The organism is Methylococcus sp. S1M (assembly GCF_051295855.1).
In the GTDB taxonomy this organism is placed as follows: Bacteria; Pseudomonadota; Gammaproteobacteria; order Methylococcales; family Methylococcaceae; genus Methylococcus; species Methylococcus capsulatus.
Genome location: NZ_JBPDXO010000001.1, coordinates 778,092 through 798,426 on the forward strand (window position 1 = coordinate 778,092; position 20,335 = coordinate 798,426).

Here is a 20,335-nt window from a genome sequence, read left to right on the forward strand (position 1 = left end):
CCCAAAAGAAGCGGTCCCCGGACCGCTTTTTCGTCCGCTGCGTCAAGGGCTGGAGAAAGACGTGCCCGGAGTATCGGGGAGGAAATAGCAAAAAAGCGCGATGAGGAGGTACACGCTCAACAGCTGCACCCCCTTGAACCAGTTCGACCTGCCGTCTCCGACCAGCATGGACAGCAACAGAACCGGGAGCATGATGATCATGATGCCGGCATTACCGACCATCAGGTTCAACGGCCGGGGCGCCATGAAATAACTCGCCAGCACGAGCAGCGGGGCGACGAACAGTGCGATCTGCACACTGCTGCCGACGGCGATGCCCATGGTGAGATCCAGTTTGTTCCTGCGGGCCACGGTCACCGCCGCCACGCTTTCCGGAGCGCCGCCGATCAAGGCAAGAATGATCACGCCGATGAATGCCTTCGACATACCGAGGCCGGCCGCGGTTTCCTCGATCGAACCGACCAGTATCTCGCTCATCATCGCGAGTGTTGCCGAAGAGATCGCCAGATGCGCCACGGCTAACTTGGCGTCCGTACGGCCCGGCTCGACATTCGCGTCCGGAGCGGTTTCTTCCGACACGAAATAATCGGGGTGAGTCTTCAGCATGAAAACCAGGGTCATCGCATAGGTCGCCAAAAGCACCAACGCGACGCAGACATTGAGGCCGTCTTCGCGATCGATCATTTCCGGCGGTATGAAATTGTCGAATACGCTCGGCACCACGATGCTGATGGCTGCGACCATCAATACCGCCCGCTGAATCCGCGCGCCATGCCGATTGAACTTCTGGACATGGAAACGCAATCCTCCCAGCAGGAAGGCCAGCCCGAGCACGAACAAGAGATTGCTGAGAATGACCCCGACGATCGACGCCTTGACGACTTCGATCAGCCCCGCACGCAGGGCCATGAGCGAGATGATCAACTCCGGAGCGTTGCCGAAAGTGGCGTTGAGCAGACCGCCAACCGTCGGGCCCGCCCGATGGGATACCCGTCCAGTGGCGTCCACCATCGCCGCGGCCAGCGGGATGATGGCAAGAGCGGCCGCCGCGAACCGAAAACCCGCCGGCACCGAGGCCAAATGCTCGAAAATGACGGCCAGCGGGATGAAGACCAGAAGAAACTTCATGAATTGGACGACATATCCCGATCCCGCAGAACATTGCCGACGCCTGTCCCCGCAACGGGCCGATGCCGGCCGCCTAGGATCAGCGGCCCTTCTCTTTTAGGAAACCGTAGGCATTGAGCAACAGGGTCGACACCGGACCCAGCATGTGGCCTTGCCGGGCCTGATGAACCGCGAACCCGACGAACGTCAGAAACATCGCGGACTGGAAATCGAGCGCACCACCGGTCGCCCGACGCAACCGGCGATCGATGACCTTGAGGCCAGCTACGGTGGCATCTGCGATGGAAAGCGGGGAAACCGACGCCGCGGGCGCGGTGACGGCGAACAAGTTCCGGTCGGCGGCATAGCGGGTGATCGGCTGCCACGCCTCGCCCAGATTGTGGACCACCAGCAGACCGCCGGTTACGGGCCGGACTTCCACCGATGCCACTTCCGGATGCGCGGCCAAACCGTTTGCCAGTTCCCGCAACGCCGCTTCATCGCCGCGTTTTTCGGCGACGCGCAGCCGCAGCCTGCCGGGCAGGCAGTGAACGATCTCCGCCCTCAGCATATCAGTCGGCGGCCTCGACTCCTTTGGCTTCTGCCGCGGTTTCACCCGCCGCCGCACCGGCAGCGGCACCGGCCGCGAGTTCGGCCTTGACTTCCGCGACGATGTCTTCGAGATTCTCGGCGGCTTCAGCCAAGATTTCGCGCCCCTTTTCCGAAAGCAGGATGGCGGCTTTGACGGTCGACCGCGCCATCGGCCGCGCGGCCCGCGCAGCGGCGGGGAGCGCCAGACCGGCCAAGGCCACGACGCCAGCGCCGATCGCGACACCCTTGACGATGTCGTTGTTCAAAACCTCGTTGACCGGCGGCAATTGGTCGAAAAACTCTTTGATCGGGGGCATGGCAAATTCCTCAGGCAGCCAATGCAGTATACCGGACGGAGGCTTTTCCGGGCCGGCGTTTCAACTTCTTGTATTCCGCTTCGATAAGCGATCTCGAATATTTTCGCTCTAATCGACGAATAGTAAAGTGGCTGCGCGCGGTATCCTGAAAGTGTTGAATGAACACGCTGTTGATAAGTGCGCCCCCCAAGGCGCCGACAACGGGAATAAGTTTCGCGGCGGCCCGTTCCGAAAGCGCCACGCCGAAACGTTCGGAAACATGGCCGACCAGATTGACCAGGGCCGGCGCACTCCTGCGGTCCAGGCCACGTCGCGCGATATGCCGGGCGGCGCTGGATAGCGGCAGCTCCAGCGCAAGACGGAGGCCGTAATAGCCTGTGTCGGCCGCATCGTCCTCACTGGATCGTCCCCCCAACGCGAAGACTTCGAGACAGGCGAGCTGGCCTTCGAGCGACTCCACGTCCTCTCCTTCCTGCCGGGCAATGTCGGCGATAGCCCGCAGCATGAGGACCGTCGTCAGCGGGATTTCCAGCAGCAGTGCCGGCCCACCGAAGAAGCCACCGACGGCACCGGACACGGCACCCATCATCCAGTAGCGGCGGTCGGCCAGCGGCGCGGCCGACGCGCTCAGGCTGCCGATCGCCATGCTCAGAGCCTTGGCAACGGCCGCATCGACGCCCCGATGCCACGCCATGTAGCACGAGCGCGGCAGCAGCTTCACGGCCATTTCGATGGGCGTTCCGACCACGCCGGACAGCCTCGCCGCGAAGCTGGGGTATTCAAGGTGATCGAACGCCCGCTGCAAGGCCCGCCGGTCATCTGGAGTCAGTGCAAAAGGGAGCACGCGCTTTGATTTGGCTGAACGCATATCGAGTGTTTGAGAAAAGGAAAACGCGAATTGGTGGGATATCCGCAAGATATGTGTTATCCGTTCAAGCTATCAGGTTGCTGTGACGGTTTCATGACGCCGCAGCGAGATTTGTCGATACCTTGCCTGACAGGGAAAACCACACGAACCACGGTACGGCCTGGGCTATACTTCATCCCTTTCTTTTTTCGGCAATGTCAGAGAAATCGGGCCGCCGCGCTACGTCCTTGTGAAAATGTCCTTCGGTGCGATGAAAACCTCCCTGTCATCCCTTCGGCGTACAGGGCTCGTGGGGCTGGCCGCCGCCAACCTTTCCGGATGCTTGGCGCCGACGGCACTCGACCATGCCGTCCTAGCCTATAACGAAGCCGCGACCGACATCATCGACAAACAGATCCTTTTGAACATCGCCCGTGCCGCCCGCCACCAGCCGATTCATTTCACCGCCCTGTCCAGCATCGCGGCGACCTACAACGTCACGTTCAATGCAGGCGCCACACCGGCACTGACAGGCAACTCGGGCGGGTTGATGATGCCGGTCTTTGGCGGCTCCGTCGCCGAAAATCCGACCGTGAGCATCGTCCCCGTCGAGGGGGAAGCCTTCACCAAGCGCATGCTGGCGCCGCTGCAGGAAAACAAACTGACCCTGTTGCTGCGCCAGGGCATGGACGTGGACATGGCTCTACGTCTCATGGCGCAGGAGTTCCGAACGTTCCGCGAAGGCGAAGAAGTCGCCTATGTCAATAAACCCTCCGACCGGGCCGGCTATTCATTCTTCCGGCGCCTCGTCCTGCACCTGTCCTCCATCCAGGACCGCAACCGGCTGTACGTGGAACCGCTGTTTTTCACCCAGTCCTGGACGCTCCCGGCCTCTACAATGACTCCGGAAGGGTTCGCGGGACTGGAGAAAGACTATGGGGTCCGGTTCGATCCGGACACGAACAGCTACGTCCTGTCGAAAAAGGTCACCGGCCGCCTGATGATTACCAACTACGATCCAAACAACCTGCCCGAGGCGGAGCGCATCCGGCTGAACCGGGAGGCCGAAACCGGCCCGCCCAACGAAATCGCGGTGGATATCCGCAAGGACTACCCCGGCGGCGAATTCCCGATCCACGGCACGTTCCGGCTGCGCAGCTTCCACAGCATTCTCGGCTTCATCGGCAACTCCATTGCGGAAGAACCGGAGTACGACGTCGCCCCGGACCCCAGAACACCGCCGGTCAAGGAGAATCCCGTGTCAACCGTCGGCATCGTGGAGACGGATTCGCGTCCGTCGACCGCGGGACTCGCCGTGGAATTCGACGGCCGTTACTACTCGTTGCGCCCTGAATCCGGCCATCAATGGAATCTGGAAGCCTTCCGCCTCCTTTACCAGCTTTACCAGATGACGGTGACCGATCTGCCGACTTTCGGGACGCCCAGCATCACCATCGCAAAATGAAAAAACGCCGGGTCACCCCGGCGTTTTTTTGTGGATCGAGGCTGACGCCGCTCACTTGAAAGCCGGCATGCCTCCCAGATAGCCGACCGCCGCCTTGGACTTGTCGATCAGCGGCTCGAGCTGGCCTTTGAGGGCCGGGTCGATGTTGGAGGAGAATTCGCCCGCATGCTGGTAGTTGCTCATGATGTAGGAATAGCCACCGAGGGAGTCGATGGCCTGGAGCCCCGTGCTCTCGGCCCCCGCCGGCAGGGAGAGGATGCGCGAGAGCTTGCCGGTGTCCACGTTGTAGGCCCACAGGAAGTTGTTGATGTGGAGCGTACTGCTGTCCTCCCCGATGAACAGGGTGCGCATCTTTTCCGAATATTTCAGATTGTCCGGATTGGCGATCCTGTCGACAGCGGCGGTATTTCCCGCGGCATCCTTGGCGATGTCCTGTCCCAGCACCAAGGCCTTCATGTGAGTCCCTGCGTACTTGCTGTCGATCCTGCGGCCTTCGGTGTCCAGCTTCCAGGTCGCGAGATCCATCTGGTAGACCGCGCCTGCCAGCAATTTGGGGATACGGATGTGGTTGGCCGGATCCTTCGGTTTGTCCTCCATGCCACTGCTCAGGCGCGTCATCGCCAGATAGACTTTCCGGTCGCGGGCGTTGACCGTCACGCCCTCGAATTTTTCGAATTCCGTGGTGGCCCCCATATACGCGGCGAAGCGGCGTGTCTCCAGGAAGGCCGCCGCGGTTTCCATCCCGGGTTTCAGCTTCAGATTTTCCACCAGCCCCTTGTTGTGGCCGGCGATGATCTGCCTGAAACCTGCCGGAGGCGCTTCATAGGAACCATCGGCCAGTTTGTTCACCGGGGCGGTTTCGAAGATGTCGGCAAAGGTCACGCCGCTCGCCACCAGCGAATCCAGCTCGGCATCGCTGGCATGGCCGAGACGGACCCATGCCAGATCGGCTTCGCCGCCATTCTCGGCGCTGATCTGCTGCCATTTCGCGGCATACAGCGTCCCGGCAGACAGATCACGCTTCCGGTCCGCCACAAACATCGTCAGCACGTTATAGGTACCGTCATCGCCCTGGAACACCGTGCGTTCATCGGGCAGCACCTGAACCAGCTCGCGGGACACGCGACCCAGGGCCCGATGGCGGACGACGCGGGTTGCGCCGCTTCCGTCGACTGTCACTTCAGGCACGATGCCGTAGTTGTACACGTTGGCCACCTTGGTCCCGGCAAGATAACGCTCCATCCCCTCCAGACCAATGGATCCGCTTGCACAGGAGCTTTCCACTTGGCAACGGGCGTCCGGCTCATACTCCTCGCTGCCGAGATGGGTATTCCAGGGCGAGAGGGAGCCCGCACAGGGAATCCACAAGCCATCGATGGCCGACATGTCGATGTTCTTGAGGCCGGTCGCCGCCAGCGCCCCGGTTTTCCCGTCCTGCGCGATGCTCGCCAGGCTCATGGTCATCGGCTGCTTGCCGTACTGATCGACGCCGGCAGTGTCCAGCCAGTCGTATTCGAAATGGGTAACCAGAAAAAGCTTGTCACCGCCCCTGGCGGGGATGCGGATCAGACTATTCGCGTCCGGACTTTCGGAGATCATCGGATTGCCGTTCGAATCCAGCAATGGCGTACCGGTCACATCATAGATCGCGCCGGCAGTCACGCCGCCAATGGTGTCGGTGTTATAGAAGAGCGTGTTGTAATTGAGATCGTAGATCCGGCTCCCTCCGCTCTTGAAAGTGACCTTCGCCTTGGCGTTGGTGTAGGCAGCAGCCCTTTGTTCGGCGGTTTCGGGCGCCGCCATCCCGATGAACTCCACTGACTTCACCGGAATCGCGCCTTTGACGGCGGCGATGACAGGGGATGCCCCCGCACCCGCCAGAGCCATACCGACCGCCGTAGCCAGAAATCTTTTTTTCATCATCTTCAAACCCCTCGAAATATTATGATGATCTTTATACCGTACGGCCTGCACCGTCCGGATGAGCGGGCGATCTTATTTGCTCGAAGTTAAAGGCGGATGACAGGGCCGGCTCCGAACGACGGCCGGAGAGTTCCTATGGACGCCGAAAAATGACTGTGGTATCCGTGTTCCCGTCGGACATACCGAGTGCAATGCATCCGACGACCATGAAGCCTTACCACCCACGAGAGGAGGAAAGCACGATGAACGTTCTGAACAGAGGCATCATCAAAGGGCTGCTGACCGCGGCATTCGCCACGATGCTCGGCCTGAGCGCGGCGCAGGCGGCGGAAGATCACAAGGCAGAGGCGTTGAAACATGCCGAAGCCGCGGTGGCGGCCGGCAATGCGGCAGGCGTGGCGGAACATGCGGAGGCCGCGAAGACCCATGCCGCCGCCGCCAATGCGGAAAAGAAAAGTCCCCACTACGACGCTGCGATCACGAGCCTGAACAGCGCCATCGAGCACGGGAAGATGGGGCACGCCGACATCGCCAAGAAATCGGCCGAGGAAGCCGTCACCCACTTGAAAGCCGCGCCCTGAGACGGAAGTCGGGTTTAGGGACGAACCCCGCTAATGGGGCGGGCCGATGCTCATCGGCCCGCCTTTCCCGTCATCATCCCATATCGGAAAACTACGCTTATTCCCACCGGAGAGCCAGGGGACGCCTCCAATCTTGGGCTAGCGTTCAATGCGTACTATGAATACACCGGATCGGGGCGCGATCGTGAAAGGCTTTCGTGCGCCTCAAACCGGGGGGGGGGGGGGGCGAAGGATGCCACCCTGGCGAGAGATCTTCAGGAGCACGTTAAGCGGACGACCGCTCCTTACAAGTATTATCCGAGGGAAATCGAGTTCCTGGACGAACTGCCGAAGACCGTGAGCGGAAAGATCAGGCGGGTCGAGCTGCGCAAGCGCAAAGCGCACGCGCTGAGGTTATCCTTCGGCCTGCGCGTTAAACGCGGGCGGCTCACGGATCGACGTTCCTGGGCGAGAGCAGGAACCTGTTGTTGGAGGGCTGGAGGGGACGATTCGTGATACTGGTGCCCCAGCAGACCTGGGCCGAGTCCTGGAAAGCGGCGATCTGGTCGGAGGACATCGCGATCGGCGTCAGCATCTCCGTCCACAGCACACCTTCAGCGCATCTGGGCAGAGCGATGTTTTCGCCTGGGGTGGTAAGGGAACCGTTGAAGCGCACATAATTGCGCTTTTTGGGAATCAACCCGGTCAGCTTAAGAGCGACCGTCGAGGGGTCGTTGAAGCTCGGAGCCTCCTTGACGCCCTTGTTTTCCTTGCCCGTGACGACGAAGACGCCAATCACCGCGAGCTGCCCGGTCTGCTTGTTCTGATGGACGAGATGAATCTCCATCGGGAACTGTTGGCCGTTTAGAGTGTATTCGCTCGGGGTATGCTCGTGGATGTTGATAAGGTCGAAGCGATCCTTCCCGATCTTTATGAAGTTGCCGTTGCCGTGGTTGAAGGCGACCTGATCGTCGTGGTCGAGAAACAACACGTCGGCGACATTGTAGTGAAAGCTAAGCTTGGGCAGGTCGGCCTTGGTGACGTTGGCGGTGACGATATCGAATGGAGACTGCCGCGAACCTGTCCCGCACTGAATGGGAAACAGGGTGTTCCAGTTGCTGGGGCCGTTGGCGCCGCTGTAGGACCAGTCGGGTTCGCTTGGGCATCCCGCGGCTCCGGCCGGGCGCGAAAAACTCAGGATACAGATGAGGGCCAGTGCGGCCCAAATGGTTCGCCGTACCATCCCAATTCCTCCCTTCAACGGCGAGATCCATCTCACCCGGATTTGAGATGGAGAAAAGAATGTAGAGAGATCAACAATAAGTCAAGGAGGCGGCTTAAGCCCTCCCTGCTTGATGCGGGTCATCGTCGGCAGCCGACCGACTACGCGACTATTCGAGACACGACAGCCCCCCATCAGGGGCAAGGTGATTCCCTGTCTCCGAAGGTGCGCGAAAAGCCACAAGGCAAGAAGCCTCGCTCCGTGACGGTCGGATCATCCTGGACCGGCAGAGTGCGCTCGACATCTTCTGAAGCGAGGGCGATCTTGAGCATCAAAAGGGGGGAGTTGCGAACAGTTCCCAGACAACGTTCGTCTCTAGGGCGTGACCCACTCGCTCGACTGCGCGACCTGCACCGCGTGGGGGAATTCCGTGGCCGAGGTCGAGCGCGTCGAATGGATCCGGAAGAACTACCCCGACGCGCACCGGCTCCTGCAGGCGAAGACCGGACTCGTCTGGGACGAGGTAGCGCGGCAGAGCGGGAAGCTCAGGCCGTTCCTGGAGGCGGTGGCGCAGGACCCGCCAGACGGTTTGCAGCCTTCCTAGCGGCCCGAGGATAATCCGGGCGTGATGCGGCTCGGCCTGCCGTACTCGTCCGGAATGACGAGGTACTGGCGGTAGTGGCCCTGGGAGTCCGTCTCCCAGACGTCATAGATCGCGGAGCGGCGCTGCCGTTCCCGGATGTCGTCCATAGGATCGTGGAAGGGGTAGAACCCTCCGTTGGCCGCGCGGCGGCGGGCGAGTTCCCGTTCGTAAGGATCGCTCGAATCTACAGCAGGGTCGAAGGCAGCCGCCGTCACGGGAAACAGCGCAACCAGGAACAGGAAGTTCTTCATGGCTTTGTACAACATCGGCGATCCATTCGGTAGCTTTCTCGGCGCTTACCGCGACATCGTAGCCCTCCAGGAACAGGACCGTCAACGGCGCGAGGCGGCGGAACTGCGGGACGCGCAGGATGTCGCCGGGAAGTACCTCTCGCTGTACACCACCACGGACCCGGCGGGCAACCTCGTCACGAAGGACGCGCACGAGGCGCTGCGGTCCCCCGAGGCGCTGGAGCTTTTCAACCATCCGTTTTTCCAGGGCCAGCTCAAGCACGGCGTGCCCGACAACGTCGCCAAGGTGCGCGTCGATGAGGTGGTGCCCACGGGCAAGGACGACCGGGGCAACCCGCATTACGGCCTGCGGGTGTCCTGGCTGGACGGGGACGGCAACGTGCTGTCCCACGGGCCAATCACCGAAGGGCGCACCAACCGCGACGACGATCCAGTCAAGCTGGTCAACGCCGACACGCTGCACCACGCCGTGATGTCTTCGCTCTACGCGAAGGATCGCGGCCTGGCCGATTACGTCAATACCCGTCTGAATCAGGCGAAGCTTCGCCGAGTGGCAGGCATTCTCCAGAACGCCCGGACTCCTGAAGAACGCCAACAGATTTTAGGCCTCGCGGCGCAAAACGGACTCCCCCCGGAGGACCTGGTCAAGATGGTAGCCCTTCCCCAGACCCGGCTCTCCGCCAACGGCGTCCAGATCTCCGTCGATCCCTACGGCAACGAGACCTTCGCCGGCGTCAGCCCCGGGCTCCAGGCCGCGAACCGCAACGCGCTGTACCAGGACGCGATGGTCCGCGCCCAGGCGGCCGAGGACGCGGACCGGCGCTTCGCCGCTTCCGCCCTCGAGCGCCGGCTCGCGCAGGACCGGGCGCGCTACGAGCAGAAGCGCGGCCTGCGGCTGCGGGACGCCTTCGACATCGAGCGCATGCTCGACGCCGGGTCCGGCGCTTCCGCCCCCGCTTCCGCCCCCGCGGCCCCGTCCGACGCCGAGGCGGTCATCCACCAGGCGGCGATCGACAACAACCTCGATCCCGCCCTGCTCAAGGCGGTGGGGCTGGTCGAGAGCGGCCTGAACCCGGCGGCGGTCAGCCCGAAGGGCGCCCGCGGGGCGTTCCAGCTCATGCCGGCGACCGCCGCCCAGTACGGCGTGACCGACCCGCACGACCTGAAGCAGGCCGCCAACGGCGCGGCCCGGTATCTCCGGGACCTGACCGACCTGTTCGGCGGGGACACGGAGAAGGCGCTGACCGCCTACAACCTCGGGCCGGGCGCCCTGATGAAAGCCCTGCGTTCCGGCGAGCCGCTGCCGAAGGAAGGGCATGGGAGGTACACTACGGCTGCCGGATTGCCGCTTTCAACTCGTCGGCACCCGAAACCACCCCACCCTCACGGGTGCTCAATCGAAGAACAACCCCGCCAGCGGGGACGAAGCCGACGCGAACCGGCGCCTAGGCATCCTGCCCGCCAGGAAGGCTTCACGCCCGGCCTCGATCGCCTTCTTCATCGCCGATGCCATCAGTACTGGATTTTTAGCCTCGGCGATCGCCGTGTTCATGAGCACGCCGTCGCAGCCGAGTTCCATCGCTACGGCGGCATCGGAAGCCGTACCCACGCCCGCGTCGACCAGGACCGGGACCTTGGCGTTTTCCACGATGGTCAGGATGTTGTAGGGATTGCGAATCCCCAACCCCGATCCGATGGGGGCGGCCAGGGGCATCACGGCGACGCAGCCGATCTCTTCCAGGCGCTTGGCGATGATCGGATCGTCGTTGGTGTATACCATGACATCGAATCCATCGCGCACCAGGATCTCCGCCGCCTCCAGCGTCGCGGTCACGTCCGGGAAGAGGGTGGTCGGGTCGCCCAGCACCTCCAGCTTGACCAGACGATGCCCCCCGAGCAGCTCGCGGGCCAGCCGGCAGGTACGCACGGCGTCTTCGACCGTGTAACAGCCGGCGGTATTGGGCAAAATGGTGTAGCGGTCGGGCGGGATCACGTCCAGGAGACTGGGCTGGCCCGGGTCCTGGCCGATGTTGGTGCGCCGGATCGCCACCGTGACGATCTCCGCACCGGACATTTCCACCGCGGCCCGGGTTTCCGCCAGATCCTTGTATTTGCCAGTCCCGACCAGCAGGCGTGAAGTGTATGCCTTCCCGGCGATCACCAGCGGATCGCCCTGCCCCCCCCCGATGGCGTGGACGATTTCCACCCGGTCGTCGGGCTGGAGGACCCGGGAACCATAGTCGCCGTGTGGCACGATTTCGAGGTTCAGCTCGACGGCCACACGTTTCCCGGCGAGGTCCATGGCGACGATCAGATCCTCCAGGGTCGTTCCAGGCAGTACCGTACGCTCTTCGCCGTTGACGAAAACACGCATGCGCTCAGGCCCCCCGCACGTTCCGGATGCCTGCCGACCGGCCGCGCCGGCTCTCCACCGCGGCGGCGAGCCGTTCCAGCACGGCCACGCTGTCATCCCAGCCGATGCAGGCATCGGTGATGCTGACACCGTATTCGGGAATCATGCCCTTGTGGAGTTTCTGATTGCCCGGCTTGAGGTGACTTTCCACCATCAAGCCGATGATCCGCCTGTCGCCGCCATCTATCTGTTCGGCCACGTCCTCGGCCACCCGCAGCTGCTTCAGGTAATCCTTCATGCTGTTGGCATGGCTGCAGTCCACCATGATGTTGGGCGGCAGGCCGACGGCTTCCAGCGCCCTGGCCGCCGCTTCGACGCTGGCCGCGTCGTAATTCGGCCGGGCTCCGCCACGAAGGATGATGTGACAGTCGGTGTTACCGGTCGTGGAGAAGATCGCCGAATGACCGGCCTTGGTCAAAGACAGGAAATGATGTGGCCGCCGTGCCGCACCTATGGCGTCGACAGCAACCTTGATCGTGCCGTCGGTGGCGTTCTTGAATCCAACCGGACATGACAGCCCCGATGCCAGTTCACGGTGAGACTGGCTCTCCGTGGTACGAGCACCGATGGCGCCCCAAGCGATCAGGTCGGAGACATACTGCGGGGTGATGAGATCGAGGTACTCGGTGGCCGCGGGCATGCCCAGTTCGTTCAGATCGAGCAACAGCTTGCGGGCGAGGCGCAAGCCTTTGTTGATGTTGAAACTCTCGTCCAGATCGGGATCATTGATCAGGCCTTTCCAGCCGACGGTCGTTCGCGGCTTCTCGAAATAGACCCGCATCACGATTTCCAGATGTCTCGCCAGTTTCTGGCGGAGTGGCAGCAGCCGCTCCCCGTATTCGAGCGCGGCCTTGGGGTCATGGATCGAACAGGGCCCGATCACCACCAGCAGGCGGTCGTCCTCCCTGGAAAGGATTGCGTGAATCCCTCGGCGGGCGGTCAGTGTCGTGAGTGCGGCCCGGTCCGTGATCGGGAATTCCTCATGAACCTGGACGGGCGGAATGACTTCCTTGATCTCGCAGATGCGAAGATCGTCGGTGTTGTACACGCTGGGCATGGCCGCAAATCTCTCTGATCGACAATTCGAAGCCCCTGCGGCCGGGCCTCATCATCAGCGCAGACGCCGGGAAATCGGACTATTTTAGCCTAGCGCAGCGTTTGGGGATAGTCGCCGTCAGGGATGAGCGGAGCCGTTGAGGCGCCATTCATGCCCGGACGTCATGCTGGAATGGGGACGTTCAGACCGCATGGTGCCGGATCACCAGGCCCATGGCCTGGTAGATCACGTATTCCGCCAGATTTTCCGCGTGGCAGGCGATACGTTCCAGCGCTTTGAGGACCAGAACCAGATTCACCGCCCGGTTGGCACCGCCGGCATCGGAACCGCCATTGTCCATCAACCCGCCGAGCGTCTGTTGGAACCTCTCGGAAACCTCGCGCTGGCTCGCGATGAACTGCTGCGCCTGTTCGGCTTCCCACGAATCGACGATGCGCAATGCGCTCTCGAACCGCTTGACCACGAGGTCAGCAAGCACGAGGACCTGGTTGCGCGGCACTTCGGCAGGATAATCGGCCGGGACGGCATACAGCCGTTCCACGCACGAGGCGATCTTCACCGCCTCATCGCCGACGCGCTCCAGATCGGTAATGGCTTTCGACAGCGCCATCACCAGGCGAAGATCGCTGCCCTTCGGACAGCGGCGGGCGAACAGCGCAACGACCTCGGTATCGGCTTCAACTTCGAGATCGTCGACCTGGTCATCCTCTTCGATGATTTCTGCTGCCAGACTCACGTCGCCCGTTTTCAGGGAACGCACCGCCTCTTTGACCTGGGTCAGCACCAGCGTGCCCATTTCCAGCACCTTGTAGTGCAGTTCCCGCAACTCGCCGTCGTAACGGCGGATACTGTGACCTTCCGTAACCTGATTCATCGAACGCAATCTCCGCAATTAGCCGAATCGGCCGGTGATGTAGTCTTCGGTGAGGGGATGGCGTGGGTTGGTGAAGACCTGTGCCGTATCACCGACCTCGATCAGCCGGCCGAGATGGAAGTAGGCCGTACGCTGGGAGACGCGGGCCGCCTGCTGCATGGAATGGGTCACGATGGCGATGGTGTAGAGCTCGCGCAACTCGTCGATGAGCTGCTCGATCTTGGCCGTGGCGATGGGATCGAGCGCCGAACAGGGCTCATCCATCAGGATCACTTCGGGACTGACCGCGATGGTCCGGGCGATGCACAGGCGCTGTTGCTGTCCACCCGACAAACTGGTACCGGGCTTGGCCAGATCGTCCTTGACCTCGTCCCACAAGCCGGCCCGCCGCAGCGACGACTCCACGATTTCCTCCAGCTCAGCCTTGCTATTCGCCAGACCGTGGATCTTCGGCCCGTAGGCGACGTTTTCGTAGATGCTCTTCGGAAACGGATTGGGCTTCTGGAACACCATGCCCACCTGCGCCCGCAGCGGCACCACGTCCAGCCCGCCGTCGTAGATGTCCTGGCCGTCGAGACGGATCGAACCGGTCACCCGGCAGCCCACGATGGTGTCATTCATCCGGTTGAGACAGCGCAGAAACGTCGACTTTCCGCAACCGGAAGGGCCGATCAGAGCGATGACCTCATTGTGGCCGACATCCAGACTGACGTTCTGAATCGCATGCTTTTCGCCGTAATAGACATTGACGTCCCGGCACATGATCCTGGGGTTCGGCGAGCTGATTTCTCCGATCGTCCGGGTGAACTCCCTCTGGTGGGCGGCGATCAAAGTTCCCTTTTCCGGGCTTCTCATTTTTGCGCTCTCTTTGCCTTGAACCGTTTGACTCTCTGCGATTGTATTCATGCGCTCCCTCGAGCTTTTGGTAGTTTAACCCGCAGGCCCCGAGGACGAATCACCAGCGCCGCTCGAAGCGCCGGCGCAGGTACACCGCAGTGCCGTTCATCAGGATCAGGAATGCCAGCAGGACCAGAATCGCCGCGGAAGTGCGCTCAACGAAGCCCCGCTCCGGGCTGTCCGCCCACAGGTAGACCTGGACGGGCAGCACGGTCGCCGGATCGAAAATGCCGTGCGGAATGTCGACGATGAAAGCCACCATACCGATCATCAGCAATGGCGCACTTTCGCCCAGCGCCCGCGACATCCCGATGATCGCGCCGGTCAGCATCCCCGGCATGGCCAGGGGTACGACGTGGTGGAACACGGTCTGCATTGGCGAAGCCCCCACCCCCATGGCGGCCTCGCGTATCGAGGGCGGTACCGCCTTCAGGGCCGAGCGGGCTGCGATGATGATGACCGGCAGCGTCATGAGCGTGAGCACCAGCCCACCGACCAGCGGCGAGGAACGCGGCACGCCCAAGAAATTGATGAACACGGCCAGGCCGAGCAGGCCGAAGACGATCGATGGCACCGCCGCGAGATTGTTGATGTTGACCTCGATGAAATCGACCCAGTGATTGCGCGGCGCGAACTCCTCGAGATAGATGGCGGCCGCCACACCGATGGGGAGAGACAGTACCAGGGTGACCAGGACGGTGTAGAAGGAGCCCATCAACGCTCCCCCTATCCCCGCCTGTTCCGGATCGCGCGAATCACCGGCCGTAAAGAACTTCGCGTTGAATCGCCGTTCCAGACGACCTTCGGCCTTGAGCCTGTCGACCCATGCCAGTTCGCGGTCCTTCATGCGCCGCTCGGCTTCGGCGGCGCTGCGATCGAAGTAGCCCTTTTCCAGCAGGTCGACGTCCGCGCCCGCTGCCACCCAGATGCGGGCCGAATGACCGACCAACTCGGGATGTGCCAGGATCTCGTCACGGACGGCATACGAAGCGCCCGCGCTGATCAACCGATGCAGGGCGCGTTTGTCCTGACGTTCAGTGACATCCGGAAACAGCTCCCCCAGAGCGCGCTTCAGCAGTGCCCCATAGTCGGCCGAGGCCAGCGCTTCCGGCGAACGCCCGCCGTCGGGATCGATCACGGCCGGGTCGAAACTGACGTCGAGACCCACGTAGGTCTGCGAGAATGCCCGGTAGCCCTGGCCGAAGATGCTGACCAGCAGGATGACCAGCATCAGGATGCCCGCACCTATGGACATGAGGCCATAGAGGCGAAAACGCCTTTCGGCGGCATGCCGCCGCCCGAGGGAGGCCTTGACGATGTCGGCAGTGCGTCGCGAAAGGACGTGCGTGGCTTCGCTATTCATATTGTTCCCGATACTTCCGGACGATGTGCATGGCAATGATGTTGAGGGCGAGCGTCGCCAGGAACAGCACCAGGCCGAGGGCGAAAGCCGCCAGCGTCTTCGGACTGTCGAATTCCTGGTCGCCCACCAGCAGGGTGACGATCTGGGTAGTGACGGTGGTGACCGCCTGCAGGGGATTCCCGGTCAGATTCGCCGCCAGGCCCGCCGCCATGACGACGATCATGGTCTCGCCGATCGCCCTGGACACCGCGAGCAGGATTCCACCAACGATACCGGGCAACGCTGCCGGAATGACGACGTTTCGGATCGTTTCCGATTGGGTGGCGCCGAGGGCATAAGCGCCGTCTCGGAGTGACTGCGGCACCGCATTGATGAAATCGTCAGAAAGCGATGATACGAACGGAATGATCATGACTCCCATCACCAGCCCCGCAGCCAGAGCGCTCTCGGAGGACGCCTCGAGCCCCAGGGACTGCGCCACATCCCGGACAAAGGGAGCGACTGTCAGAGCGGCAAAGAAGCCGTAGACGACGGTGGGTACGCCCGCCAGGACTTCGAGCAACGGTTTGCCGACCGCCCGGATCCGGGGGGTGGCGTATTCCGCCAGATAGATGGCCGACAACAAGCCGATGGGAACGGCAACCGCCATGGCGATCGCCGAAATCAGCAAGGTGCCGGTGAACAGAGGCACCGCTCCGAATGCGCCGGAAGACCCGACCTGGTCCGCACGGATCGCCATCTGCGGACTCCAGTCGGTACCGAACAGGAACTCGGTGATCGGAACCAGTCCGAAAAACCGTATCGATTCGAACAGCACCGAAAGCACGATGCCGACGGTGGTGAAGATCGCCACCAGGGAGCAGGCGATCAAAAAAAGCATCAACGCCCCTTCCACCTTGTTCCGCGCCCGCAACGACGGCTGGATGCGCTGCCCGGCGACCACGCCGCCGATTACGGAAACGGACAGCGCGACCGCGGCCAGCAAGGCGTCACTCAAAGAGCGCAGGCGGAGGTATTCGGCGGCAGCCGCCTGTATCGCCGGGTTGGTAGCCGATGTTTCCTTTCCGCCCACCACGTTGCGGATGTCGTTGATGACAAGACCCAGTTGCTCGGGAGACTGGCCGCGGAGCTCGTCCGGCAGGCTCGAAATGACGAGGTGGTTGATGACCGGCCCCTCGAACATCAGCCAACAGACCAGCAGTATCAAAGCGGGCACTCCACACCAAAGCGCAACGAAAAATCCGTAGTACCCGGGAAGCGAGTGGAGGTTGCGGATTCTGCCCGAGGCGACCGCCAAGGAGCGACGGCGGCCGAAACGGTAAGCGGCGAGGCACAACAATACGAGGACGAAAAACAGCGTTGATTTGGTCATGGGTAACTTCTGGCCACAAAAATCGGACCGGCCGGCAATTTACGGACGCAGCGGAGCATCGGACATCATATGAGACCGTGGCCCGGAATCCCGGGGCATATGCTTCAGGGGGTTCCAGCCGGGGCGAACACCATGCCCACCCTAAAAAAACTGCCAGCATCACTCCGCCGCCCGCCGAATCCGTTGACGAAGCGGGCGCACGGGAACATACCACGTCCGGGAACGAGCAGAGACTGAGCAAGAAAACCTTTTAACCCGGCAACATTACAACGGTATTTCACCGGAAAAAACCTCATGGCCGCCCCACCCGCCACGTCAACGACCTAAAAGCGGTTCGCGACGGTTTTCGCCAATGCCACACGCTCAGGAACGTCGCGGGGGATTTCACGCAACCCCTCCAGATAGCGCAGGCGCGGCAGAAGCCCCGTTCGGGTCGCAAGCTGAATACTGAGACCGGGCCGTGCGTTCAGCTCGAGCATCAAAGGCCCGAGGTCGCGATCCAGCACGATATCCACGCCGATGTATCCCATGCCGACCATGTCGTTACAGCGGGCTGCCATGGTCAGGATGTCGTCCCAATGGGGCACACATATGCCGGCGAGTTCGCCGCCCGTGTCGGGATGCTCTTCGATCCGGCGTTCGCGCCAGATGCCATTGTAGGTCCGCCCCGTGATCATATCGACTCCCACACCGACCGCACCTTGATGCAAATTGGCCTTTCCGTCGGAAAGGCGGGTCGGGGCACGGATCATCGCCATCACCGGTACTCCGCGAAATACGACGATCCGGATGTCGGGGACACCGAGATAGCTCACTTCGGTGAAGAGCGGATCGAAATTGACCCGATACTCGATGAGTGCGCAGTCCGGAATCCCTCCCAAGCTATACATGCCGCTGAGGATGTTGGAAATGTGATGACCCAGATCCTCCTCGGTCAGGACCAGGCCGCTACACCTGCGGTAACGGCCGTCACTGCGTGACTCGACCACCAGGATGCCCTCTCCCCCGCTGCCGTGCGACGGCTTGACGACGAATTCGCCATAGGGGGCGAGCAACCGGGAGAGATCTTCGATCTGATGTTCGATTTCCACCACCGCATAAAGCCGGGGCACCGGAATACCAAGCTCGATCGCTAGCGCCTTGGTCCTGCGTTTGTCATCGACGAGCTGGTACAACGAGCGAGGATTGTAGGGCAGCACGAAGTCGGCGTTCCGCTCGTTCATCCCCAGGATGCCGAGCCGGCGAAGACGCCGCCAGGGAAACATGCGGTCTTTCCAGCCCCCGGCTTTCATCCCTTGAGCGCTCCACGGAAACGCCACAGTTCCAGCAGACGATATCCCGTGTAACGGCCCAGGAGCAGTGTGAGTGCCAGGACCACCAGTAGCAGTTCCGGAAAAACGAAAACGAGGTGCCCCAAATAGTCGCTACTCATGCTCAGGTAGCCAAGGACGGCCACGGCCAGGCTGCCAAACCCTTGCTTCAAGGCTTCGACCGGCCCAAACTCCTCCCAGACCATCGACATCCGCTCGATGGTCATCGCCATGATCACCATCGGGAACAAAGCGACGGATACCCCCCGGTCCAAGCCAAGCTTGTAGGTCATGACGCTCACCATCGCCATGAGCAGGATCACGATGATGAGAACCGCCGCCAGCCTCGGAACCAGGAGCAGTTTCAACGATTCCAGATAGAACCGCAGCAACAACCCCAGGGCGACCAAGAGACAGAACATCGCGACCCCCCAAAGCAGCTGGGTTTCCCGGAAGGCCGCCGCGATCAGGATCGGCATGAAGGTTCCGAAAGTCTGAAGCCCCACGACGTTACGCAGGAACACGATGAGAAAGGCCCCAATCGGCACCAGCAGCAGCACCCGATAGACGTTCTGCGTCTTGACCGGCAGGCTGAACAGGGAAAATTCCATGATCCTGGACCCCATCTTCCGCGCACGCTGCTCGGCGATCTGGGTCATTTCCTGCGAATGCCGGCGCACCGAATATTCGACCCGCCCGTTCTTCCCCCCCGTGATCTTGAGCAGGGGCTCGCTACCGACCGTCCACACGATCGCATCCCCCGGCAACCCTGTCTCACCGCTCGAAGGGTTCAGATCCACCCAGGAGTCGCCGTCGAACACCTCGACCCAGGGGGTGAGCGAACCCCGGCTGGCATTGTCCTTCAGGATCGCCAGGTAGACGGGACGGGCGGAAACGTCGGCCTCGCGCAGGATGGCCACGATCCGGCGCGCCCAATCGTCCGGTCCGGTGATGTCCTGGCGCAAGAGACTCACGTTGCTGTCGGCGTCGGCAGCGTTGAGACGCTGCAGGAGAGCCTGGGCGAACGTCACGTTGTCCGCCGATTTGCTGCGGACCTCGTTGAGAAGGCCGCGAGCGGCCGCCTGTAAGGGTTCGGGCAAACTCTGCGGCTCTACCGGCATGACCACTCCCGTCGGCGGGGGCGAGGCCTCCGCGGCCGGATCCTTGGCAAGGTGGATACGGTAATACAGGACCTGCCAACCGTGGGTTTCACGTATGGCCCAGCGCGCCTGCCGGCGTAGGCCGTTGTCGTCGGTCGTCAAACCGTAATCGCTGGCGACGAAGTTCTCGTCGAGCACGGTGTAACCCCGCGGCGCCCGCGGAATGGCGAACTGGACCTTGACGGCGGTATCCCGCCGGGCCTTGAACTCGATACGCGCCTCGACCGTCCAGACCTCGGCCTGTTCTGTCGGCAGCAGCGGCAATCCCAGAATCTCGACTTTGTAATAGCACAACGCCAGACCCACCGCCGTCAACACGGCGGCGAGAAGGCGAACGTGGAGTTTGCTCATGCCGGACGGGACTCCGTCATCTCCCCTCAGCGCCTTCCATCCGCGGGCGAGGGGACCGGCGTAGCGCTGCCCTTACCCCGCTGGTTACAGGGGTCGCCCTCCGCCTTGAAAACGAATGTTTCTCCCGCATCGACCACGGCGACGTCACTCAGAAAACTGCGGCCGAGCAACAGGGGGTAGTTGAAATTGCTACGATCCACCAGGGTGAATTCGGTCTGGTATTCACGTCCGTTCTTGCACAGCGTCAAGGTGACCACTTCCCGCTTTGATGACCCTTTGTGGCGCTCCTTGATGTAAACGGTGCGCTCCAAGGGCCTCTCGACGACGACGGTTTTATCGTCATCCTCGCTTTCCAGCGTGAACCGGACCCATTCCCGGCCGTCCCGGTTGAATCGCTGGATATTGTCCGAATGCAGTGCCGAGGTCTTCGCGCCGGTATCCAGCTTGGCCGTTAGGCGGAGATTCCACGGCAACAGAAACACCGACTCCAGCCAGCCCATGACGACCTTGTCTCTCGGTTTCGGCGCGTCGCCGGCGGAGGAAACGGCACTGACCAGTCCCAACAAGAATGCGATCCCAATACGATGAAGTTTCATGACGCAAACCCGGTCC

20 protein-coding genes and 1 pseudogene are annotated in these 20,335 nt (G+C 62.1%); 5 read left to right on the forward strand and 16 right to left on the reverse strand.

Annotation, left to right across the window (positions count from 1 at the left end; translation table 11 throughout):
* Positions 1 to 42: 42 nt before the first annotated feature.
* The 4 genes from cax to ACSHWJ_RS03535 form a co-directional block, all read right to left on the reverse strand.
* A complete protein-coding gene (gene cax / locus ACSHWJ_RS03520; protein WP_432539310.1) occupies positions 43 to 1,128 on the reverse strand; it encodes a calcium/proton exchanger in 1,086 nt (361 codons plus the stop codon).
* A gap of 79 nt (positions 1,129 to 1,207) precedes the next feature.
* Positions 1,208 to 1,747: an HMA2 domain-containing protein gene (locus ACSHWJ_RS03525; protein WP_432539311.1), complete on the reverse strand. Its 540-nt coding sequence runs from the start codon at positions 1,745 to 1,747 to the stop codon at positions 1,208 to 1,210.
* On the reverse strand, positions 1,680 to 2,015 hold the full coding sequence (locus tag ACSHWJ_RS03530; protein ID WP_010960384.1) for a DUF5132 domain-containing protein: 336 nt from the start codon (positions 2,013 to 2,015) through the stop codon (positions 1,680 to 1,682). Before ACSHWJ_RS03530 ends, ACSHWJ_RS03525 begins: the two co-directional genes overlap by 68 nt.
* A gap of 10 nt (positions 2,016 to 2,025) precedes the next feature.
* On the reverse strand, positions 2,026 to 2,931 hold the full coding sequence (locus tag ACSHWJ_RS03535; protein WP_432539312.1) for an EcsC family protein: 906 nt from the start codon (positions 2,929 to 2,931) through the stop codon (positions 2,026 to 2,028).
* Positions 2,932 to 3,205: 274 nt separating this feature from the next.
* On the opposite strand from ACSHWJ_RS03535, the gene ACSHWJ_RS03540 reads away from it, so the two are divergent.
* On the forward strand, positions 3,206 to 4,327 hold the full coding sequence (locus ACSHWJ_RS03540) for a hypothetical protein (protein ID WP_432539313.1): 1,122 nt from the start codon (positions 3,206 to 3,208) through the stop codon (positions 4,325 to 4,327).
* Positions 4,328 to 4,378: 51 nt separating this feature from the next.
* Here the strand turns inward: ACSHWJ_RS03540 and ACSHWJ_RS03545 are convergent, their stop codons facing one another.
* Positions 4,379 to 6,250 (reverse strand): PhoX family protein, encoded by a 1,872-nt coding sequence (locus tag ACSHWJ_RS03545; RefSeq protein ID WP_432539314.1) that lies wholly within the window; start codon positions 6,248 to 6,250, stop codon positions 4,379 to 4,381.
* Between the two features lie 242 nt (positions 6,251 to 6,492).
* Between ACSHWJ_RS03545 and smbP the strand changes: the two genes are divergently transcribed.
* Both smbP and ACSHWJ_RS03555 read left to right on the forward strand, forming a co-directional pair.
* The gene (smbP, locus tag ACSHWJ_RS03550; RefSeq protein ID WP_010960380.1) at positions 6,493 to 6,831 is read left to right on the forward strand and encodes a small metal-binding protein SmbP; all 339 of its coding nucleotides are present in this window, start codon (positions 6,493 to 6,495) and stop codon (positions 6,829 to 6,831) included.
* A 33-nt stretch (positions 6,832 to 6,864) separates the two neighbouring features.
* Positions 6,865 to 7,326, forward strand: coding sequence for an AMP-binding enzyme (locus ACSHWJ_RS03555; protein WP_435928692.1), 462 nt, complete (start codon positions 6,865 to 6,867; stop codon positions 7,324 to 7,326).
* Here the strand turns inward: ACSHWJ_RS03555 and ACSHWJ_RS03560 are convergent.
* Complete coding sequence (locus ACSHWJ_RS03560; RefSeq protein WP_432539316.1) at positions 7,259 to 8,053, reverse strand: carbonic anhydrase; 795 nt, start codon at positions 8,051 to 8,053, stop codon at positions 7,259 to 7,261. The two genes, ACSHWJ_RS03555 and ACSHWJ_RS03560, sit on opposite strands and share 68 nt — an antisense overlap.
* A gap of 361 nt (positions 8,054 to 8,414) precedes the next feature.
* On the opposite strand from ACSHWJ_RS03560, the gene ACSHWJ_RS03565 reads away from it, so the two are divergent.
* Positions 8,415 to 8,636 carry a hypothetical protein gene (locus tag ACSHWJ_RS03565; RefSeq protein ID WP_432539317.1) on the forward strand — a complete coding sequence of 74 codons (222 nt, stop codon included), beginning with the start codon at positions 8,415 to 8,417 and terminating at the stop codon, positions 8,634 to 8,636.
* Here the strand turns inward: ACSHWJ_RS03565 and ACSHWJ_RS03570 are convergent.
* The gene (locus ACSHWJ_RS03570) at positions 8,633 to 8,941 is read right to left on the reverse strand and encodes a hypothetical protein (protein WP_432539318.1); all 309 of its coding nucleotides are present in this window, start codon (positions 8,939 to 8,941) and stop codon (positions 8,633 to 8,635) included. The genes ACSHWJ_RS03565 and ACSHWJ_RS03570 overlap by 4 nt on opposite strands.
* 907 nt (positions 8,942 to 9,848) lie before the next feature.
* Here ACSHWJ_RS03570 and ACSHWJ_RS03575 point away from each other — a divergent pair.
* Positions 9,849 to 10,205, forward strand: a pseudogene (locus tag ACSHWJ_RS03575) (transglycosylase SLT domain-containing protein); the annotation flags it as partial.
* A gap of 114 nt (positions 10,206 to 10,319) precedes the next feature.
* Here ACSHWJ_RS03575 and thiS read toward each other — a convergent pair.
* The 9 genes from thiS to ACSHWJ_RS03620 form a co-directional block, all read right to left on the reverse strand.
* Positions 10,320 to 11,300 (reverse strand): sulfur carrier protein ThiS, encoded by a 981-nt coding sequence (thiS, locus tag ACSHWJ_RS03580; RefSeq protein WP_218801357.1) that lies wholly within the window; start codon positions 11,298 to 11,300, stop codon positions 10,320 to 10,322.
* A 4-nt stretch (positions 11,301 to 11,304) separates the two neighbouring features.
* Complete coding sequence (gene aroG, locus ACSHWJ_RS03585; protein WP_432539319.1) at positions 11,305 to 12,396, reverse strand: 3-deoxy-7-phosphoheptulonate synthase AroG; 1,092 nt, start codon at positions 12,394 to 12,396, stop codon at positions 11,305 to 11,307.
* A 181-nt stretch (positions 12,397 to 12,577) separates the two neighbouring features.
* The gene (gene phoU / locus ACSHWJ_RS03590) at positions 12,578 to 13,270 is read right to left on the reverse strand and encodes a phosphate signaling complex protein PhoU (RefSeq protein WP_017365154.1); all 693 of its coding nucleotides are present in this window, start codon (positions 13,268 to 13,270) and stop codon (positions 12,578 to 12,580) included.
* An 18-nt stretch (positions 13,271 to 13,288) separates the two neighbouring features.
* Positions 13,289 to 14,125: a phosphate ABC transporter ATP-binding protein PstB gene (pstB, locus tag ACSHWJ_RS03595; RefSeq protein ID WP_154656743.1), complete on the reverse strand. Its 837-nt coding sequence runs from the start codon at positions 14,123 to 14,125 to the stop codon at positions 13,289 to 13,291.
* Between the two features lie 100 nt (positions 14,126 to 14,225).
* Complete coding sequence (pstA, locus tag ACSHWJ_RS03600; RefSeq protein WP_010960373.1) at positions 14,226 to 15,530, reverse strand: phosphate ABC transporter permease PstA; 1,305 nt, start codon at positions 15,528 to 15,530, stop codon at positions 14,226 to 14,228.
* A complete protein-coding gene (gene pstC, locus ACSHWJ_RS03605; RefSeq protein WP_282213450.1) occupies positions 15,523 to 16,902 on the reverse strand; it encodes a phosphate ABC transporter permease subunit PstC in 1,380 nt (459 codons plus the stop codon). Before pstC ends, pstA begins: the two co-directional genes overlap by 8 nt.
* A gap of 323 nt (positions 16,903 to 17,225) precedes the next feature.
* Entirely contained in the window at positions 17,226 to 18,194 is a 969-nt protein-coding gene (locus ACSHWJ_RS03610; RefSeq protein WP_017365157.1) for an alpha-L-glutamate ligase-like protein, read from the reverse strand.
* Positions 18,191 to 19,723 (reverse strand): inactive transglutaminase family protein, encoded by a 1,533-nt coding sequence (locus ACSHWJ_RS03615; RefSeq protein ID WP_282213451.1) that lies wholly within the window; start codon positions 19,721 to 19,723, stop codon positions 18,191 to 18,193. Before ACSHWJ_RS03615 ends, ACSHWJ_RS03610 begins: the two co-directional genes overlap by 4 nt.
* Positions 19,724 to 19,749: 26 nt before the next feature.
* On the reverse strand, positions 19,750 to 20,319 hold the full coding sequence (locus tag ACSHWJ_RS03620) for an ATP-dependent zinc protease family protein (RefSeq protein ID WP_010960369.1): 570 nt from the start codon (positions 20,317 to 20,319) through the stop codon (positions 19,750 to 19,752).
* Between the last annotated feature and the right edge of the window lie 16 nt (positions 20,320 to 20,335).

What these genes read in the sequence shown, in the direction of transcription:
- ACSHWJ_RS03530 (WP_010960384.1), bottom strand. Translation starts at nt 2,015, where the DNA reads ATGCCCCCGATCAAAGAGTTTTTCGACCAATTGCCGCCGGTCAACGAG.
- pstC (WP_282213450.1), bottom strand. Translation starts at nt 16,902, where the DNA reads ATGACCAAATCAACGCTGTTTTTCGTCCTCGTATTGTTGTGCCTCGCC.
- pstB (WP_154656743.1), bottom strand. Translation starts at nt 14,125, where the DNA reads ATGAGAAGCCCGGAAAAGGGAACTTTGATCGCCGCCCACCAGAGGGAG.
- cax (WP_432539310.1), bottom strand. Translation starts at nt 1,128, where the DNA reads ATGAAGTTTCTTCTGGTCTTCATCCCGCTGGCCGTCATTTTCGAGCAT.
- phoU (WP_017365154.1), bottom strand. Translation starts at nt 13,270, where the DNA reads ATGAATCAGGTTACGGAAGGTCACAGTATCCGCCGTTACGACGGCGAG.
- ACSHWJ_RS03560 (WP_432539316.1), bottom strand. Translation starts at nt 8,053, where the DNA reads ATGGTACGGCGAACCATTTGGGCCGCACTGGCCCTCATCTGTATCCTG.
- ACSHWJ_RS03570 (WP_432539318.1), bottom strand. Translation starts at nt 8,941, where the DNA reads ATGTTGTACAAAGCCATGAAGAACTTCCTGTTCCTGGTTGCGCTGTTT.
- ACSHWJ_RS03610 (WP_017365157.1), bottom strand. Translation starts at nt 18,194, where the DNA reads ATGAAAGCCGGGGGCTGGAAAGACCGCATGTTTCCCTGGCGGCGTCTT.
- ACSHWJ_RS03545 (WP_432539314.1), bottom strand. Translation starts at nt 6,250, where the DNA reads ATGATGAAAAAAAGATTTCTGGCTACGGCGGTCGGTATGGCTCTGGCG.
- thiS (WP_218801357.1), bottom strand. Translation starts at nt 11,300, where the DNA reads ATGCGTGTTTTCGTCAACGGCGAAGAGCGTACGGTACTGCCTGGAACG.
- ACSHWJ_RS03555 (WP_435928692.1), top strand. Translation starts at nt 6,865, where the DNA reads ATGGGGCGGGCCGATGCTCATCGGCCCGCCTTTCCCGTCATCATCCCA.
- ACSHWJ_RS03620 (WP_010960369.1), bottom strand. Translation starts at nt 20,319, where the DNA reads ATGAAACTTCATCGTATTGGGATCGCATTCTTGTTGGGACTGGTCAGT.
- pstA (WP_010960373.1), bottom strand. Translation starts at nt 15,530, where the DNA reads ATGAATAGCGAAGCCACGCACGTCCTTTCGCGACGCACTGCCGACATC.
- smbP (WP_010960380.1), top strand. Translation starts at nt 6,493, where the DNA reads ATGAACGTTCTGAACAGAGGCATCATCAAAGGGCTGCTGACCGCGGCA.
- ACSHWJ_RS03615 (WP_282213451.1), bottom strand. Translation starts at nt 19,723, where the DNA reads ATGAGCAAACTCCACGTTCGCCTTCTCGCCGCCGTGTTGACGGCGGTG.
- aroG (WP_432539319.1), bottom strand. Translation starts at nt 12,396, where the DNA reads ATGCCCAGCGTGTACAACACCGACGATCTTCGCATCTGCGAGATCAAG.